This is a genomic window from Streptomyces sp. NPDC006385 (assembly GCF_040612485.1).
GTDB lineage: Bacteria > Actinomycetota > Actinomycetes > Streptomycetales > Streptomycetaceae > Streptomyces.
The window spans coordinates 1-15,852 of record NZ_JBEXQG010000119.1 but is presented as its reverse complement, the minus strand read 5'-3'; the positions used below and the strand labels follow the sequence as shown (position 1 = coordinate 15,852).

The following is a 15,852-nucleotide window of genomic DNA, read 5'->3' as shown; positions in this document are numbered from 1 at the left end:
CCCGCGCGGGCGGCACTTCGGCTCCGCCCGGACCACCTCGCTGCCGACCGTGTTCTGTCGCGGTAGGAGGGGCGGGTCAGCTGCCGCAGCCGTCGCAGCAGCCCCCACCGGTCTTCGGGGCGGCAGCCGTCGGGGATGCGGTGGTCAGGGGGAGCAGCACCTTGGCGGCCGGGGCGGCGGCGACGGTGTCGGCGGTCGGCCGGGCCGGGATGCGGACGTGCGGGACGGGCCTGTGTGCCGCGCGCAGCGCAGGGTGGGCGGGCAGGCGCTTCCTGCGTCCGGCGCGGATGCCGTTGCCGATGACGAGGACCTCGGCGAGTTCGTGGCTGGCGACCACGGTGGCCAGGCCCAGGACGCCGGTGGCGGCCAGGGGGACGAGCGCGACGAGGATGCCGCCGGACATCAGCAGGTTCTGGGTGAAGATCCGGCGGGCCGCGCGGGTGTGGGCGATCGCGTCGGGCAGGCGGCGCAGGTCCTCGCCCATGAGCGCGATGTCGGCGGCCTCGATGGCGACGTCGCTGCCCATGGCGCCCATCGCGATGCCCGCGTCGGCGGTGGCCAGGGCGGGGGCGTCGTTGATGCCGTCGCCGACCATCGCCACCGGTCCCCGGGCCTGGAGCTCGGTGACGATGCGTGCCTTGTCCTGCGGGAGGAGTTCGGCGCGTGCGTCGTCGATGCCGGCCGCGGCGGCGATGGCGGCGGCGGTGCGGGCGTTGTCGCCGGTGAGCATGACGACCTTGATGCCCTGGCCGTGCAGGGCCTTGACGGCCTCGGCGGCCTCGGGGCGGATCTCGTCGCGGACGGCGATGGCGCCGAGCAGGGCATGGTCGTGTTCGACGAGGGCGACGGTGGCGCCGGCGTCCTGGAGGCGCAGGACGTCGTCGGCCAGGGGGCCGGGTGCGATGAAGCCGGGCTTGCCCAGGCGGGCCTTGCCGCCGTCCACGGTGCCGGTGAGGCCGTTGCCGGGGACGGCCTCGACGTCGTCGCCCGGGGTCAGGGCCCGAGGGTCGACGGCGGCGAGGATCGCCGCGGCGAGGGGGTGTTCGCTGCGGGCCTCCAGCGCGGCGGCCACCGACAGGACCCGGGCGCGGTCCGTGCCGGCGACCGGGACGACGTCGATGACGGTGGGCTCGTTGCGGGTGAGGGTGCCGGTCTTATCCAGGGCGACGATCTTGACCTTGCCCAGGGCCTCCACCGCGGCACCGCCCTTGACCAGGACGCCCGCCTTGGAGGCGGCGCCGATCGCGGCGACCACCGCGACCGGGACGGACAGGGCGAAGGCGCACGGGGCGGCGGCGACCAGGACGACCAGGGATCGTTCGATCCACACCCCGGGGTCGCCGAAGAGACTGCCCAGGGCCGCGATCAGGGCGGCGAGCACGAGGACACCGGGGACGAGGGGTTGGGCGAACTTCTGGGCGAGGCGCTGGCTGGCGCCCTTGCGTTCCTGGGCCTCGTGGACGATGTGGACCAGGCGGGCCAGGGAGTTGTCCCGGGCGGTCGCGGTGACGGTGATCTGAAGGGCGCCGGCGCCGTTGACGCAGCCGGCGAACACCTCGGCGCCGGGGCCGACCTCCGTGGGTACGGACTCACCGGTGACCACGGACGTGTCCAGCGCACTGCGCCCGGAGGTGACGACGCCGTCGGTGGCGATCCGCTCTCCGGGCCTGACCAGCAGGATGTCGCCGACCCGGAGGTCGGCGGCGGCCACCTCGGTCTCCGTATCGCCGCGCCGCACGGTGGCGGTGGGCGGAACCAGGTCGAGCAGGGCGCGCAGGCCGTGCTGGGTGCGGGCGACGGCGTAGCCTTCGAGGCCCTCGGCGCTGGAGAAGAGGAAGGCCAGGGTGGCGGCCTCGCCGTACTCGCCGAGCGCGACGGCGCCGACGGCGGCGATGGTCATCAGCATCCCCACGCCGAGCCGCCCCTTGAGCAGGCCGCGCAGGGTGCCGGGGACGAAGGTCGCCGCGCCGACGAGCAGGGCCGCCAGCTCGGCCGTCGTGTCCCCGGGGCCGGGCAGGAAGAGGGAGGTCAGCAGCAGGACGCCGGAGGCGGCGGCCGCCTGGAGTTCGCGGACCTGCCAGAGAGCGGCCGGGGGTGCGGCCGGCTCGGCGGCGGAGGCAGCCGGGGTGGGCGTGTCGGTTGCGCAGCACGCGTCAGCCATGGAGGGCCTCCTCGGTCGGGGACGGCGTGGTGCCCTCGTCGGCGGGACAGGAGTAGTCGTCCGGGGCGCATACCCGGTCGGCGGGGCCCTGGGAGTCGACGAGCAGGACCAGGGCGGCCAGGTCGGCGAGGGCGTGGGCGAGTTTGGGGTCGGCCAGTTCGTAGCGGACCCGACGGCCGACGGGGACGGCGCGCACCAGCCCGCAGCCGCGCAGACAGGACAGGTGGTTCGACACGTTTCCGCGGGTCATCCCCAGTGTGTCGGCGAGATCCGAGGGATAGGCGGGCGCCTGCAGCAGGGCCAGCAGCAGCCGGCGCCGGTTCTCGTCGGCCAGTGCGGTGCCGACCCGGGCCAGCGCGGCGGCGTTCACGGCGACCGCGGGGCCGTCGGGAGGACTCGTCTCCATACTCCAACAGTACAGTCGAACCTGAATTAAGCACAGACTGAATCTAGATGAGGCTGTGGGCAGTGCGAGCGAGCTCGTGCACGGCAGTGGCACTGAAAAGGCCGCCACGGGGATTCGTGGCGGCCTTTTCAGTGCTGTATCCGCTGCGGGCGGGTTCGGCGTGCTCCTGCGGCGAGATGGTGGTCAGGGGGCGTTCTTGACCAGGAGGGGCAGGTCGTGGGCGAAGTCGTCGACCGTGGTGCCGTGGGTGTAGACGACCCGGCCCTTGTTGTCGCCGGGGGTGAAGGCGACGACCTGGGTCCCGTGATCTGAGGTGACGGTGCCGTCGTGGTGCTTTGTGGGGTCTTCCACCGAGATGCCGACGCTGAGCGCGGCCTTCTTGACCTTGGTCAGGTCGCCGGACAGGCCGGTGAAGTTCGGCCCGAAGGACTTCAGCCACGTGCCCAGGCTTTCGGGGGTGTCGCGTTCGGGGTCGGTGGTGACGAAGACGACCTGGACGTTGTCCCGCACGGTCTGGGGCTGCTTGGCCAGGGCGGCGGAGATGTCGCTCATGGTGGTGGGGCACACGTCGGGGCAGTTGGTGTAGCCGAAGAAGACCAGCGTGGTCTTGCCGGCGGTCTGCTTTTGCAGGTCGAAGGGCTTGTCGGTGGTGTCGGTCAGCACCAGGTCCGGCTTGGCGAAGCCGGGGTTCATTGCGGTGCCGCGGTAGGGGGAGTCGCTCGCGGCGGAGAGCGCGGCGGGCTTGTCGGTCTCGTGGTGGGCGCCGGATGTGCCGCAGCCGGCCAGGAGGGCCGCGGCGATGAGGGCGGTGGCGGACAGGCGAAGAGCGCGGGTGCGGTGCATGGGTGTCAGGTCCGATTCGTGGTGGGGCGTGCGGCGGGTGCGGGGTCGAGGACGGCGCGGATCAGGGCGCGGCCGCGGTCGGTGAGCGTGTACATCACCAGCCGTCCCTGGCGGCGTGAGGCGGCCAGGCCGGCGTGGCGCAGCTGGCGCAGGTGGTGGGAGACGAGGTTTTGGGCCTGGCCGACGACCCAGGCCAGGTCGCACACGCACAGCTCGCCGCCCTCGGCCTGGGCCGCCGCCACCGTCAGCCGGGTGGGGTCGGCCAGGGCCTTGGCCGCCGCGGCGGCGGTCTCCAGGCCGGGCAGCGGCGGCATGCCGCCGCGGATGGCCTCGGCGACCGGCAGGTCCAGGCACAGCAGATCGCAGGCATCCGCCTCTGGCCGTTCCGAACTCACGTGGATCCTTTCATTCGCGTCGTGGGCGCGGCCGGGGCTTTAGATGCCGACGGTGAAGCCGGCGGACCAGGACTGCATCTGGCTGATCAGGTAGCTCCAGACGCCGGTGACCATCAGCAGGCCCATGGCGATCATCATGAGGCCGCCGATGCGCATGACCCACTGGTAGTGGGCCTTGACCCAGGCGAAGACGCCCATCGCCTTACGGAAGGCGAGCCCTGCCGCGAGGAACGGCAGGCCCAGCCCCGCACAGTAGGCCACCGTCAGCACCGCGCCGCGTGAGGCGCTGGCCTCTTGGAAGGCGAGGGCCTGCACGGCGGCCAGGGTCGGGCCGATGCATGGCGTCCAGCCCAGCCCGAACAGCACCCCGAGCAGCGGGGCGCCGGCCAGGCCGGCCGCCGGGCGGCGGTGCAGCCGCCACTCCCGGCTCATCCCCGGCAGCACGCCCATGAACGACAGCCCCATGACGATGGTCAGCGCCCCCAGGACCCGGATCAGCACGTCCTGGTGTTCCAGCAGCGTGTTGCCGGCGTAGCCGAACGCGGCGCCGAAGGAGACGAACACGGCCGTGAAGCCGGCCAGGAACAGCAGCGTCCCGCCCACGATCCGCCCGCGGCGGGCGTCGGCGAGGTCGGCGCCGCTGATGCCGGTGACGTAGGACAGGTAGCCGGGCACCAGCGGCAGCACGCACGGGGAGAAGAACGACACCGCCCCGGCCAGCGCGGCGATCGGCAGCGCCAGCAGCAACGACCCGGTCAGCACGGTGGACTCCAGGCCCGCGGCCATCTGCACGGCTCAGCCCTCCTTCAGCACGGGGGCGAGCAGCTCGCGCAGCTCGGCCTCGCTGAGGGCCTTGAGCGCGCGGGCCGCGATGCGGCCGTCCCGGTCGATCACCACGGTGCTGGGGATCGCCGACGGGGAGATGGTGCCCTTGAACTTCAGCAGCTGCCGCCCGTCCGGATCCCACAGGCTGGGGTAGGTGATGCCGTAGTCCTTCTCGAAGGCCAGCGCGTTGCGGCGGGTGGAGTCGCGGGTGTTGATGCCGAGGAAGGCCACGCCCTGGTCCTCGGTGTCCTGGTGCACCTTCTGCAGGTGCGGCGCCTCGGCCCGGCACGGGTTGCACCACGAACCCCACACGTTCACAACGACGATCTTGCCGCGGTAGTCCGCCAGTGCGAGCTGCTCGCCGGTCAGGGTCTCGCCCCGCACGTCCGGCGCAGGCTTGCGGTCGGCGGCGGCAATGGTGAGCAGCTGCCGCGGCGCCGCCGAACCGGACGAGTCGTCCTGAGCCCCGCCCTGGGAGCAGCCGACCGCAGCCAGGGCAGCAAGCGGCAGCGCGAGCAGGGCGGTGCGGCGCGCTATCCCCGCGCCGGGAGATGAGGTGGTCATCACAAAGGCCTTCTGGTGGTGATCAACTGTGGGGTGCAAGGTCAGACGAGGGTGGTCCAGTACAGCCAGAACCGCTCAAGGATCAGCATGGCGACGGCCAGATACCAGCAGGTGAGGACCACACCGTGGTAGCGGGCCAGCGCGCTCGCCGCGCGCCGTACCGCGCCGGGCACGGGCAGATCGCCGCGGGTGACGGCGTGGAGGGTGGTGTACCAGAAGACGGGGATCATCACCGTCCACACGACCATGCAGTACGGGCACAGGGCGCCGATCCGGTACAGGCTCTGGAAGATCAGCCAGTGGACGAAGACCAGGCCGCACACGACGCCGGCCTGCAGGCCCCACCAGAACCAGCGCGGCAGCACCGCACCGGTCAGCAGTGCCACGCCGACCGTGGTGACCACGGCGAAGCCGGCGATGCCCAGCAGCGGGTTGGGGAAGCCGAACACCTCCGCCTGCGGCGTGTTCATCACCGACCCGCAGCTGAGGACCGGGTTGATGCTGCACGACGGGCTGTAGGACGAGTCCTTGAGCAGGGCGATCTTCTCCACCGTCAGCGTGAAGGCGGCCAGGAACCCGATCGCGCCCCCGACCGTGAGCACCCACGCCACCAGGCGCCGCCCCACCGGCTCGCCGTCCCGGCTGCCAGGCACCCGGGCCCCGGTGGCGGGTGCGGCGGCGGTCACTTGGCCAGCTCCGCCTCGATGGCCGCCCTGAAGTCCTCCGCCGTCTGGATCTGGGGCCTTTGGCCGTTGATGAAGAATGTCGGCGTGCCCTGCACCCCGAGCGCGAGGCCGTCCTGGCGGTCCTTCTCCACCCGCTTCGCGGTGGCCGGGTCCTTCCAGTCCGCCTCGAATTTCTTCATGTCCAGCCCGAGCTCCTTGGCGAAGCCGCGGAAGGTCTTCTCGTGCGAGACCTGCTGATCCCCCCAGCTCTCCTGGGTCTGGTACATCTTCTGGTACATCGCCTCGAGCTTGCCCTGTGCGGCGGCGGCCTCCACCGCCCGCGCGGCCAGCTCGGCGTTCTTATGGCTGGGTATCGGGAAGTAGCGCATCACGAACGTCACCCGGCCCTCGTACTCCTCGCGCAGCTGCTCCACGACCGGGAAGGCCGCCCGGCACGACTCGCACTCCAGGTCCAGGAACTCCACCACGGTGACCTTGCCGTCCTTCGCCGTCGACAGCCGGTGGCTGTCCGGGCGGACCAGCACCGACGCCGGGGCGGCCTTGCCCTGGGCGGCGTCCGTTTTGTCGGCGGACGCTTGGGGGGTGCGGTTGGCCGCCAGCAGTACGGCGACGACCGCCAGAACGACGGCGACCAGCGCGAGGGAGATCTTGAGGTTTTTCGTCATGAGCCTTCAGCCGATGGGGAGGGCGGGAACACGGACACGCGCGCCTCCCCCCAGCCCGGCACAACCTCCGCAGCCGCCGACGACGCATCAACACCCTAACGGACGTTGATACCTCCGCCCGCGCCACCACCCCTCGAAGGACTCCGATCGACAACGCGACCTTCAGGAAACCTTGGCGCACTCACCACCGCCGGATGCCGGAAGATCTTCGCGGACAAGCAGTCCGGCAGGAACGCCCTCCGCCCCGAACTGACGGCGTGCCACGCTTTCCTCGACCCCGGCGACACCCTGGTGGTCCCCTCGCTCGACCGCTACGGCCGCAGCCTCCAGGGCCTCATCAACATGGTCGCCGAACTCCGCAGACGCGGTGTCGGCTTCACCTCGCTCCACGAGAACCTGGACACCACCCCCGGCGGGCGTCTGATCTTCCACGTCTTCGCCGCGCTCGCGGAGTTCATCCGCGAGCTCATCGTCGCGGGGACGAATGAGGGCCTGGCCGCCGCCCGCGCCCGCGGCCGGACCGGCGGGCGCCCCTCGGTCATCACGCCCGAGCTCTTGCGCGCAGCCCGCGATATGCTCCCCAACCCGAAGAACAGCATCGAGTCCATCGCGAAACTCCTCGTCATCTCCGCCGGCACCCTCTACCACCACATCCCCGACCTGCGCGAACCACGCGCCGCCCGCGTTCCGCGCCAGCTCGAAGAAAGTACCTCGTAGCTCACGACGGAGCCGTTGTGGCTTTTGGCCTCACCTTGGCTGGACCCCCACCGGGCCGGACTTGCAACCGGTACCCAGGGACAGGTTTACCGTCGGAGGTGTTCCCGCTCTGCGGGACGTGATGACGGGAGAGTGCGATGAGTGATCTGGCGTGGGTGCCGCAGTCCTGCACGCTGCCCACCGAACAGCGGCCCCTGCGGGTCGCGGAGTGGGATGCGCTGTTCACCGAGCGGCTGACCTCGCTGTCCAGGCCCCAGCCGCTCCGTCTGCGCCTGGACCTGGCGGGGGGGGCCGGGCGTCGAGGACCGGGTCCGGGACCTGGTGGAGCGCGAGAGCGGCTGCTGCTCGTTCTTCACCTTCACCACCATCCCCGGCACGGACCTGATCGGCCTGGACATCACGGTGGACCCTGAGCACGAGGCCGTCCTGGACGCCCTTGCCGCGCGGACCGCTGCCGCCGGGAAGTAGCGGTGAGTACGGGCCTGCGCAGCGGGCAGGTCGCCGAAGCGGCCGGGGTGAACGTCCAGACGCTGCGCTACTACGAGCGGCGCGGCCTGCTGGCCGAGCCGGAACGCAGTAACGGCGGCCACCGCCTCTACGGCGAGGAGGCGGTCACCGCGCTGCGGGTGATCAAGGCCGCCCAGCGGCTCGGGTTCACGCTGGATGAGGTCGCCGAACTCCTGGAGGCCGGCCGGCACCGCCACGGCCGCCCCGTCGCTGGGCTCCAGGAGCGTGCCGCGGCCAAGCTCGCCGAGGTCGACGCGAAGATCGCCGACCTCACCACCATTCGCACCGCCCTGGCCACAGCCGTCGAAGCGGGCTGCGACGACCTGACCGTCTGCGCGTCCAGCGCCTGCTGCCCCATCCCCTTCACCGACCTCGCCGAGGAGAACCGCCATGCCGGACCCTGCTGACCTGCGCCCCCACCGCGCCCCGAAGGCGCTCGGGGGCCTGGCCGCCCTGGCCTGCGTGGCCTGCTGCGCGCTGCCCGTCCTGATCACCGCGGGCGTCGTCGGCGCCGGTGCCGGGGCGGTGGTGGGCTGGCTGCCCGCCCTCGCCGTCGTCCTGGCCGTGCTCGCCTCTGGTACTTGGTGGCTTGGCCAACGCCGCCGCACCTGCTCCTGCTCGCCGAGGACCGCAGGTCAGGGCGGATGCGGCTGCAAGGCGGCAGCCGACCCCCTGAAGATCAGCGGCACGGGCCGCCGGTAGGGTCCACCGGTATGACCATCGCTCGTTCCGTCGCCCTGTTCGTCGTCGCCGCCCTCTTCGAGATCGGCGGCGCCTGGCTGGTCTGGCAGGGCATCCGCGAGCACAAGGGCTGGATCTGGATCGGCGCCGGCGTCATCGCCCTCGGCCTGTACGGGGTGGTCGCCACCTTCCAGTCCGACGACAACTTCGGCCGCATCCTCGCCGCGTACGGCGGGATCTTCGTGGCCGGGTCGATCGCCTGGGGCATGGTCGCCGACGGCTACCGGCCCGACCGCTGGGACGTGATCGGCGCCCTGGTGTGCCTCGCCGGGATGGCCGTGATCATGTATGCGCCCCGCAGCCACTGACCAGCTCCTGGCTTTCAGTACGCGGCCCGCGCGCCTGGCCTCGGGGATGAGCGCGGCGGTCCCGGACCGCCGAATGGCGAGCGGCTGGCCCGGCTCCCGCTCAGTCCGGCTCGTCGAGGGTCAGCTGGCGGTGGTGGAAGTCGAAGTGCTGGGTGGGGTAGCGGTAGATGTCCGCGAGGGTCATGAAGTCCTTGAAGAAGGGGTCCCATCGGACGGGGTAGTGCATTCCGCGGGCGAGGCCGGCGTCGGCTTCGGCGGTTAGGCGCCGCTCCAACGTGCCGGTGATCCGGTCGAGCATGGCAGCCATCCGCCGCGGGGTGACGACCCTGGCGGCCCCGCAGGGTCCGAGGCAGTTGACGAGGTCGAACGGCTTGGTCCCAGCGTCCAGCAGCCGGGCGAAACCTTGGCCCAGCCGCCGGGGCAGCCGACTGAAAATGCGTGCCAGGACCAGCAGGACGCGGGCGATGATGTAGCCGAAGAGCATGTGCCACAGCAGCTGCCGGTTGGTCCACCGCGTGCCGTCACTCAGGCGATCAAGGCCGCCCTGCGAGGCGGTGTCCACAAGGGCGTGGAAGGTCTGCCGCGCCCGCGCGTAGTCGTCGCGTACGGCCTGCCGGTCCATCGCCGTGTGCTCTCCCATGCTGCTCCGCTCGCCCACACTCGTGCCCGGGGGTGGATGAGTACCGCCCCCGGCCGGGGGCGGGACCGAACCCACTGCGGTCAGTCCCGGTCCAGGAGTGGACCGAAGGTCTGCTCGGCGATGCGCAGGGCTTCGGCCTGGGTGGTGATCCGGCCGGGAACCTCGGGGTGCCGGCGGGCCCACGCCTCGGCCGTGGAGGAATCGGCGAAGAAGTTCAGCGCGTCGCAGCACACGGCGGCCGCCGGGCCGGTCTTCGCCCGCCGGCCGACGAAGACGACCGCTTCGGCCGGCTCCCAGCGTGCGGTGCCGCCGGTGAAGGCGACCGTGATCGGACGGCCGTCGACCGGGTCACCGGAGGTGATCGCGACGTCCTGGTGGAGCATCGCGGCCACGCCGAGGGCGTCGATCGCGCACATCGCCCACGCCTCCACCCCGTTGGCCAGGCGCAGGCGGTGCGGGGTCGGCACCGCGGAGAACGGATACGCCGCACAGATCCGCCCGCCGGCGTCAAGGGTGAGGAAGTCTTCGCGGTCCAGCTCGGCCAGCACGTCCACGGCCGTACGGCCTGCCGCGGCCGCGGCGGCGGCGAGGTCGGCCGGTTCGGGCGCGGAGCCGGTGGCGGCGAAGTGCCGCAGCACGGCCTGGTGGACCGCGCGCAGGCCGCGCTCGTCGGGGGCGCGTCGGCCGCGGCCGGCCCGGCCGATCGGATCCAGCACATCACGGCCGTCCCCGCAGCACTCATCGACAGGCGCGGACGCGGACACCGCGGCGCCGGCGAACGCCTTGCGCAGGGCCTCGATGCTCGGCGCCCCGTCGGGCCGGCCTTCCCTGTCCCGGTACAGGCGGCAGGACACGCTCGCCGGAGCACCGGCCATGGCGAAGGGGTCGACGCCGTCCACCAGGACCGTGGGCGAACCGGTCATCTGCCATCGGGCCGCCTCCGCCTCCTCGCGCACCTCGATCAGCTCTACCTGGGCCTGCCCGCCGTCCAGTGCTGCGGTGATCCGTTCGCGGACCATGGGGGCGTTGGGGCAGTCAGGCACGGTCAGCACGGTGATCCTCATAAGGGCGACCGTAGACCTTCCAGTGCACTGGAAGGTCAAGCCGTACGCTGAAGACATGCGCATCGGGGAGCTCGCCACCGAGACGGGACTGACCACGAAGACGATCCGCTTCTACGAGCAGGCCGGCCTGCTGCCCGCGCCCCCGCGCACCCCCGGCGGCTACCGCGACTATCCGGCCCACACCGTCGCCCGGCTCTCGTTCGTCCGCGACGCCCAGGCCGCCGGGCTCACCCTCGCCGAGATCCGCTCCGTCCTTGCCCTGCGGGACAGCGGCCAGGCGCCGTGCGCCCAGGTCGGCGTGCTCATCGAGGAGCACCTGGCGGAGATCGACCGACGGATGGCCGAACTCCGCCAGGCTCGCACGGTCTTGCGTGAGTTGGCGCGCCGGGCCGCTGTGACCGCCCCGGACACCTGCTCGGCCGGCGACATCTGCACGATCCTCGCGCGGCCCTGACGCCCGGTGGGCGGCGTCAGCTGCTCAGCTGCTGCGCGATGTCCCGGGCGGCGTCGCGCGCGGGGCGGCCCACGCCGATGAGGGTGGCGGAGGCGGGGCCGGTCCAGTCGCCGTAGCCGAGCAGGTGCAGGCGGGGTTCACCGACCGCCCGGGTACCAGCGGTCGCAACCTGGCCGCTCGCCCCGCGCAGGTTCAGCGGGGCGAGGTGGGCCAGGGCGGGCCGGAAGCCGGTGCACCAGATGATCGCGTCCGCGTCCGACCGGCTGCCGTCGGCCCACCGGACGCCGGTGGCGGTGAGCCGGGGGAACATCGGCTTCAGGTCAAGGAGTCCGGCGTCGCGGGCGGCGCGGACCGGCGGGACGGCGACGATGTCGCCGAGCGAGGCCACCCCGCCGGTGTCGCCGCGGCCTTCGTCGGGGGCGCGGCGGCGGGTGGTGGCGACGTCGAACAGGATGCGGCCGTCGATGTCGTCGGGCAGGAAGCGGGGCGGGCGCCGGGTCGCCCACGTCACCGTCACGTCGCCGGCCAGGGCGAGGTCGGCGGCGATCTGGGCGCCGGAGTTGCCGCCGCCGACCACGACGACGCGCTGTCCGGCGAAGTCGGCCGGGGAGCGGTAGTTCACCGTGTGCAGCTGGCGCCCGGCGAAGGGGTTGCGGCCGGGGACGGCGGGGAGGAAGGGACGGGACCAGGTGCCGGTCGCGCTGACCACTGCCCGGGCCCGCCAGGTGCCGGTGTCGGCCTCGACCAGGAGCCGGTCGCCGTCGCGGCGTACGGCGCCCACGCGGGCGCCGTGCTGGACGGGCAGGCCGTAGCGCTTCTCGTAGTCGGCGAGGTAGTCCACCACGTGCCCGGCATCCGGGTACGTCTCGCCGGGCTGGGTGGGCATGAGCCGGCCGGGCAGCGAGGAGTGGTCGGCCGGGGAGAACAGGTGCAGCGAGTCCCACATGTGCTGCCACGCTCCGCCCGGCGCCGGGTCGGCGCCGAGGACGGTGAAGTCGATGCCGAGGCGGCGCAGGTGGTAGCCGGCGGCGAGCCCTGCCTGGCCGCCGCCGGCCACCACCACATCCACGCTCTGCGTCATGAACCCGGCTGCGCGGTGGTGAACTTCTTGCGCCAGGCCAGGGACACGTAGATCAGGCCGACCAGGATCGGCACCTCGATCAGCGGGCCGACCACGCCGGACAGGGCCTGACCGGAGGTGACGCCGAAGGTGGCGATGGCGACCGCGATGGCGAGCTCGAAGTTGTTGCCGGCCGCGGTGAAGGCGAGCGTGGTGGTGCGCTCGTAGGTCAGGCCGATCGCCTTGCCCAGGGCGAAGGTGCCGAACCACATGACGGTGAAGTAGACCAGCAGCGGCAGCGCGATGCGGGCGACGTCCAGCGGCTGGGAGGTGATGGTCTTGCCCTGGAGGGCGAAGAGGATGACGATCGTGAAGAGCAGGCCGTACAGCCCCCAGGGGCCGATCTTCGGCAGGAAGCCGTTCTCGTACCGCTCGCGGCCCATCTTCTGCTCGCCGATGCGGCGGGTGAGGAAGCCGGCGAGCAGCGGGACGCCGAGGAAGACGACGACATTGAGGGCGATCTCCCACATGGAGATGTCGAGGTTCTCGCCGTTGCCCAGGCCCAGCCAGCCGGGCAGCAGGTCGAGGTAGAACCAGCCGAGCAGGCCGAAGGCCAGGACCTGGAAGACCGAGTTCAGCGCGACGAGCACGGCGGCGGCCTCGCGGTCGCCGCAGGCCAGGTCGTTCCAGATGATGACCATGGCGATGCAGCGGGCCAGCCCGACGATGATCAGGCCGGTGCGGTACTCGGGCAGGTCCGGCAGGAAGATCCAGGCGAGGGCGAACATCACCGCCGGGCCGATGAGCCAGTTGACGACCAGGGAGGAGGCCATCAGCTTGCGGTCGCCGGTGACCGCGTCCAGCTTGTCGTAGCGGACCTTGGCGAGCACCGGGTACATCATGATCAGCAGGCCGATGGCGATGGGCAGGGAGATGCCGCCGATCTCCACCTTGGCCAGGGCGTCGTTCAGTCCCGGAATGGCGCGGCCGAGGCCGAGGCCGACGGCCATGGCGAGCAGGATCCACACCGCGAGGAAGCGGTCGAGGGTCGACATCTTCGCGGCGATCGACGTTTCCGCGCCGGTGGTCGCGGGTGCTTCGGTGCGGGTCACGGACAGGCCCTCTTGTTCTCAGCGGCGGTACGGGCGGACTCGGCCAGGGCGGTGAACTGCCCGGCAAGCTGGGCGAGGACGTCGGGGCGCAGCTTGTAGTACGTGTACCGGCCGCACGGCTCGGTCTCGACCACCCCGGCCTCGCGCAGCACCCTCAGGTGGTTGGACAGGTTGGTCTGCCGGGCGCCGGTCTCCTCCACCAGGTGGGTGGTGCAGAGCGTCTCCTGGGCTAGCAGGGTCACGATTCGGAGCCTGAGCGGGTCGGCCAGCACCCGGATCAGGTCAGTGTCGACTGACGTCATCATGGGCTGATACTCTCACATCACCTGATGCTGATACCAGCCGGGCTGACCTATAGGCCCGTCGAAGGGGTCTCCCATGTCCGCCGTTCCCTTGCCCGCCCTGCCCGACGAGCGCCTGGCCGCCGGCGCCGCCCGCCTGGCCGCCCGGCACGCCGGCCGCTTGTCGGCCGAGACCGTGCAGGGCCTGCTCACCGACTCCTACCGGCGCCTGGCCGAGACCGCCTCGGTCACCACGCACCTGGTCGTGCTGGCCGAGCGCCTGACCGCCGAACGCCTCGACGCCCTCGCCCATAACCAGGGCACGCCGGGTTCCGGGCTGCCGCGGGTGCTGTTCGTGTGCAGCCACAACGCCGGCCGCTCCCAGCTCGCCGCCGCGCTCCTTCAGCACCGGGCGGCCGGCCGGGTCACCGCCTCCTCCGCGGGCACCCACCCCAAACCCGAGATCGAGCCGCACATCGCACAGGTCCTCAGCGAGGCCGGCGCCGATCCGGCCGGGGCGTTCCCCAAGCCGCTGACCGACGAGGTCGTCCACGCCGCCGACATCGTCATCACCATGGGCTGCGGCGACGCCTGCCCCGTGGTGCCCGGCCGCCGCTACCTGGACTGGCCCGTGGCCGACCCCGACGGCGCCCCGATCGAAGTCGTCCGCCAGATCCGCGACGACATCAACACCCGCATCACCGACCTGCTCGCCGGCCTGCCGAGCACCTGAACCGCCCCGCACCACCTGCCACTCACCTCGTGAAGGAAGAACGCATGTCCACCGCCCCGCTCGCCTCCGTGCTGTTCGTCTGCGTCCACAACGCCGGCCGCTCCCAGATGGCCGCCGGTTTCCTCAACCACCTCGCAGGCGACCGTGTGGAGGTCCGCTCCGCCGGCTCCATCCCCGGCGACCGGGTCAACCCGGCCGCCGTCGAGGCGATGAGGGAAGTCGGCATCGACATCGCCGACGCCAAGCCGAAGATCCTCACCACGGAGGCCGTCCAGGCGTCCGACTACGTCATCACCATGGGCTGCGGCGACGCCTGCCCCATCTTCCCCGGCAAGAAGTACCTCGACTGGGCCCTGGAAGACCCGGCCGGCAAGGGTGTCGACGCCGTCCGCCCGATCCGCGACGAGATCAAGACCCGCATCGAGGCGCTCATCGCCGAGATCGACGCCCGGCAGGAGGCGTGACCCCCGTGACCCACCCCGGCGACGTCCGCGAGGTCGTCATCATCGGCTCCGGCCCCGCCGGATACACCGCCGCCCTCTACACCGCCCGCGCCCAGCTCAGACCCCTGCTGTTCGGCAGCTCCATCTTCGTCGGCGGCTCGCTGACCACCACGACCGAGGTGGAAAACTTCCCCGGCTTCCCCGACGGCGTCGACGGCCCGGTCCTGATGGAGAACATGCGGGCCCAGGCCGAGAAGTTCGGCGCCGAGATGATCGACGACGACATCGTCTCCGTCGACCTGACCGGCGACATCAAGCTGCTCACCGACACCGCCGGCACCGTCCACCGCGCCCGGACGGTGATCATCGCGACCGGCTCCGGCTACCGCAAACTCGGCCTGCCCAGGGAGGACGAGCTGTCCGGCCGCGGCGTGTCCTGGTGCGCGACCTGCGACGGGTTCTTCTTCCGCGACCGGGACATCGTCGTGGTCGGCGGCGGCGACACCGCCATGGAGGAGGCCACCTTCCTCACCCGCTTCGCCAAGTCGGTCACCGTCGTCCACCGCCGCTCCACCCTGCGCGCCTCCAAGGTCATGCAGGACCGGGCCTTCGCCGACGACAAGATCTCCTTCGCCTCCGACAGCGAGGTCGCCGAGATCAAGGAGATCAACGGCATGCTGGGCGGCGTCGTCCTGCGGGACGTGCCTACCGGCGCCACCCGCGACCTGGACGTGACGGGGCTGTTCATTGCGATCGGCCACGACCCGCGCACCGAGCTGTTCACCGGCCAGCTCGACCTCGACGCCGAGGGGTACATCGAGGTCGCCTCCCCGTCGACACACACGAGCCTGCCCGAAGTGTTCGCCGCCGGCGACGTCGTTGACCACGCCTACCGCCAGGCCATCACCGCCGCCGGTACCGGTGCGGCCGCGGCCCTGGACGCCGAGCGCTACCTCGCCGCCCGTGGCGCGACAGAGACCGAGTCGGCGACCGCTGCCGTCCCGGCCTGAGCAACACTCGCAGGCGGGGCCGTCCGGAAGCTCCGGGCGGCCCTGCCGCTGCTGTTCTCGCACCGGCCGTCACCGTGGAAGTTGGGAGGTCTTCTCTGGGGGGCCACGCCGGCGTAGCGCATCGCGGTCTTCTCCGTAATGCCGAACAGCCTCATCAGCTTCAGCGGATCGGCACTCTCGAATGCCTCGTTGAGGATCCGGTCTTGACGCAGGCCGTCCAAGGTCACGCCCTTGGGC

Annotated in this window: 22 protein-coding genes; 9 read left to right on the top strand and 13 right to left on the bottom strand. The window is 71.9% G+C overall.

Translation table 11 applies throughout. The features are described from left to right. Positions 1–76 precede the first annotated feature (76 nt). From ABZ078_RS42560 to ABZ078_RS42525, 8 genes are all read right to left on the bottom strand, one after another. Positions 77–2,161: a cation-translocating P-type ATPase gene (locus tag ABZ078_RS42560; RefSeq protein WP_356583909.1), complete on the bottom strand. Its 2,085-nt coding sequence runs from the start codon at positions 2,159–2,161 to the stop codon at positions 77–79. After that, positions 2,154–2,567 (bottom strand): metalloregulator ArsR/SmtB family transcription factor, encoded by a 414-nt coding sequence (locus ABZ078_RS42555; RefSeq protein WP_356583908.1) that lies wholly within the window; start codon positions 2,565–2,567, stop codon positions 2,154–2,156. The genes ABZ078_RS42560 and ABZ078_RS42555 overlap by 8 nt, the downstream gene beginning before the upstream one ends. A gap of 183 nt (positions 2,568–2,750) precedes the next feature. Next, positions 2,751–3,410: an SCO family protein gene (locus ABZ078_RS42550; protein ID WP_356583907.1), complete on the bottom strand. Its 660-nt coding sequence runs from the start codon at positions 3,408–3,410 to the stop codon at positions 2,751–2,753. A gap of 5 nt (positions 3,411–3,415) precedes the next feature. Then, entirely contained in the window at positions 3,416–3,805 is a 390-nt protein-coding gene (locus ABZ078_RS42545) for a metalloregulator ArsR/SmtB family transcription factor (protein ID WP_356583906.1), read from the bottom strand. 39 nt (positions 3,806–3,844) lie between these two features. Beyond that, complete coding sequence (locus ABZ078_RS42540; protein WP_356583911.1) at positions 3,845–4,591, bottom strand: cytochrome c biogenesis protein CcdA; 747 nt, start codon at positions 4,589–4,591, stop codon at positions 3,845–3,847. 9 nt (positions 4,592–4,600) lie between these two features. Further along, positions 4,601–5,194, bottom strand: coding sequence for a TlpA disulfide reductase family protein (locus ABZ078_RS42535; RefSeq protein WP_356583905.1), 594 nt, complete (start codon positions 5,192–5,194; stop codon positions 4,601–4,603). A 41-nt stretch (positions 5,195–5,235) separates the two neighbouring features. Beyond that, positions 5,236–5,880 (bottom strand): vitamin K epoxide reductase family protein, encoded by a 645-nt coding sequence (locus ABZ078_RS42530; RefSeq protein ID WP_356583904.1) that lies wholly within the window; start codon positions 5,878–5,880, stop codon positions 5,236–5,238. After that, positions 5,877–6,545, bottom strand: a complete 669-nt coding sequence (locus ABZ078_RS42525) for a thioredoxin domain-containing protein (protein ID WP_356583903.1) — start codon at positions 6,543–6,545, stop codon at positions 5,877–5,879. The genes ABZ078_RS42530 and ABZ078_RS42525 overlap by 4 nt, the downstream gene beginning before the upstream one ends. A 105-nt stretch (positions 6,546–6,650) precedes the next feature. On the opposite strand from ABZ078_RS42525, the gene ABZ078_RS42520 reads away from it, so the two are divergent. From ABZ078_RS42520 to ABZ078_RS42500, 5 genes are all read left to right on the top strand, one after another. Next, positions 6,651–7,262, top strand: a complete 612-nt coding sequence (locus tag ABZ078_RS42520; protein WP_356583902.1) for a recombinase family protein — start codon at positions 6,651–6,653, stop codon at positions 7,260–7,262. A 321-nt stretch (positions 7,263–7,583) separates the two neighbouring features. Continuing rightward, on the top strand, positions 7,584–7,730 hold the full coding sequence (locus tag ABZ078_RS42515; RefSeq protein ID WP_356583901.1) for a hypothetical protein: 147 nt from the start codon (positions 7,584–7,586) through the stop codon (positions 7,728–7,730). 2 nt (positions 7,731–7,732) lie between these two features. After that, the gene (locus tag ABZ078_RS42510) at positions 7,733–8,176 is read left to right on the top strand and encodes a MerR family transcriptional regulator (protein WP_356583900.1); all 444 of its coding nucleotides are present in this window, start codon (positions 7,733–7,735) and stop codon (positions 8,174–8,176) included. Continuing rightward, positions 8,160–8,471: a hypothetical protein gene (locus tag ABZ078_RS42505; RefSeq protein WP_356583899.1), complete on the top strand. Its 312-nt coding sequence runs from the start codon at positions 8,160–8,162 to the stop codon at positions 8,469–8,471. Before ABZ078_RS42510 ends, ABZ078_RS42505 begins: the two co-directional genes overlap by 17 nt. Before the next feature lie 11 nt (positions 8,472–8,482). After that, positions 8,483–8,818: a YnfA family protein gene (locus tag ABZ078_RS42500; RefSeq protein ID WP_356583898.1), complete on the top strand. Its 336-nt coding sequence runs from the start codon at positions 8,483–8,485 to the stop codon at positions 8,816–8,818. A gap of 100 nt (positions 8,819–8,918) precedes the next feature. On the opposite strand, the gene ABZ078_RS42495 is transcribed toward ABZ078_RS42500, so the two are convergent. Then, entirely contained in the window at positions 8,919–9,458 is a 540-nt protein-coding gene (locus ABZ078_RS42495) for a DinB family protein (RefSeq protein ID WP_356583897.1), read from the bottom strand. An 80-nt stretch (positions 9,459–9,538) separates the two neighbouring features. Continuing rightward, complete coding sequence (locus ABZ078_RS42490) at positions 9,539–10,522, bottom strand: alkylmercury lyase family protein (RefSeq protein WP_356583896.1); 984 nt, start codon at positions 10,520–10,522, stop codon at positions 9,539–9,541. A gap of 55 nt (positions 10,523–10,577) precedes the next feature. On the opposite strand from ABZ078_RS42490, the gene ABZ078_RS42485 reads away from it, so the two are divergent. Further along, positions 10,578–10,976, top strand: a complete 399-nt coding sequence (locus ABZ078_RS42485) for a heavy metal-responsive transcriptional regulator (RefSeq protein WP_356583895.1) — start codon at positions 10,578–10,580, stop codon at positions 10,974–10,976. 16 nt (positions 10,977–10,992) lie between these two features. On the opposite strand, the gene ABZ078_RS42480 is transcribed toward ABZ078_RS42485, so the two are convergent. From ABZ078_RS42480 to ABZ078_RS42470, 3 genes are read right to left on the bottom strand one after another with little or no spacing between them, the layout of a single operon-like run. Further along, positions 10,993–12,057: an ArsO family NAD(P)H-dependent flavin-containing monooxygenase gene (locus tag ABZ078_RS42480; RefSeq protein ID WP_356583894.1), complete on the bottom strand. Its 1,065-nt coding sequence runs from the start codon at positions 12,055–12,057 to the stop codon at positions 10,993–10,995. After that, positions 12,054–13,148, bottom strand: a complete 1,095-nt coding sequence (gene arsB, locus ABZ078_RS42475) for an ACR3 family arsenite efflux transporter (protein ID WP_356583893.1) — start codon at positions 13,146–13,148, stop codon at positions 12,054–12,056. Before arsB ends, ABZ078_RS42480 begins: the two co-directional genes overlap by 4 nt. Further along, a complete protein-coding gene (locus ABZ078_RS42470) occupies positions 13,145–13,453 on the bottom strand; it encodes a metalloregulator ArsR/SmtB family transcription factor (protein ID WP_356583892.1) in 309 nt (102 codons plus the stop codon). The genes arsB and ABZ078_RS42470 overlap by 4 nt, the downstream gene beginning before the upstream one ends. Positions 13,454–13,526: 73 nt before the next feature. Between ABZ078_RS42470 and ABZ078_RS42465 the strand changes: the two genes are divergently transcribed. The 3 genes from ABZ078_RS42465 to trxB are packed head-to-tail and all read left to right on the top strand — an operon-like array spanning position 13,527 to position 15,615. Then, positions 13,527–14,162: an arsenate reductase ArsC gene (locus ABZ078_RS42465; RefSeq protein ID WP_356583891.1), complete on the top strand. Its 636-nt coding sequence runs from the start codon at positions 13,527–13,529 to the stop codon at positions 14,160–14,162. A 44-nt stretch (positions 14,163–14,206) separates the two neighbouring features. Then, positions 14,207–14,626 carry an arsenate reductase ArsC gene (locus ABZ078_RS42460; RefSeq protein WP_356583890.1) on the top strand — a complete coding sequence of 140 codons (420 nt, stop codon included), beginning with the start codon at positions 14,207–14,209 and terminating at the stop codon, positions 14,624–14,626. Positions 14,627–14,631: 5 nt separating this feature from the next. Continuing rightward, the gene (trxB, locus tag ABZ078_RS42455; protein WP_356583910.1) at positions 14,632–15,615 is read left to right on the top strand and encodes a thioredoxin-disulfide reductase; all 984 of its coding nucleotides are present in this window, start codon (positions 14,632–14,634) and stop codon (positions 15,613–15,615) included. Positions 15,616–15,852 lie beyond the last annotated feature (237 nt).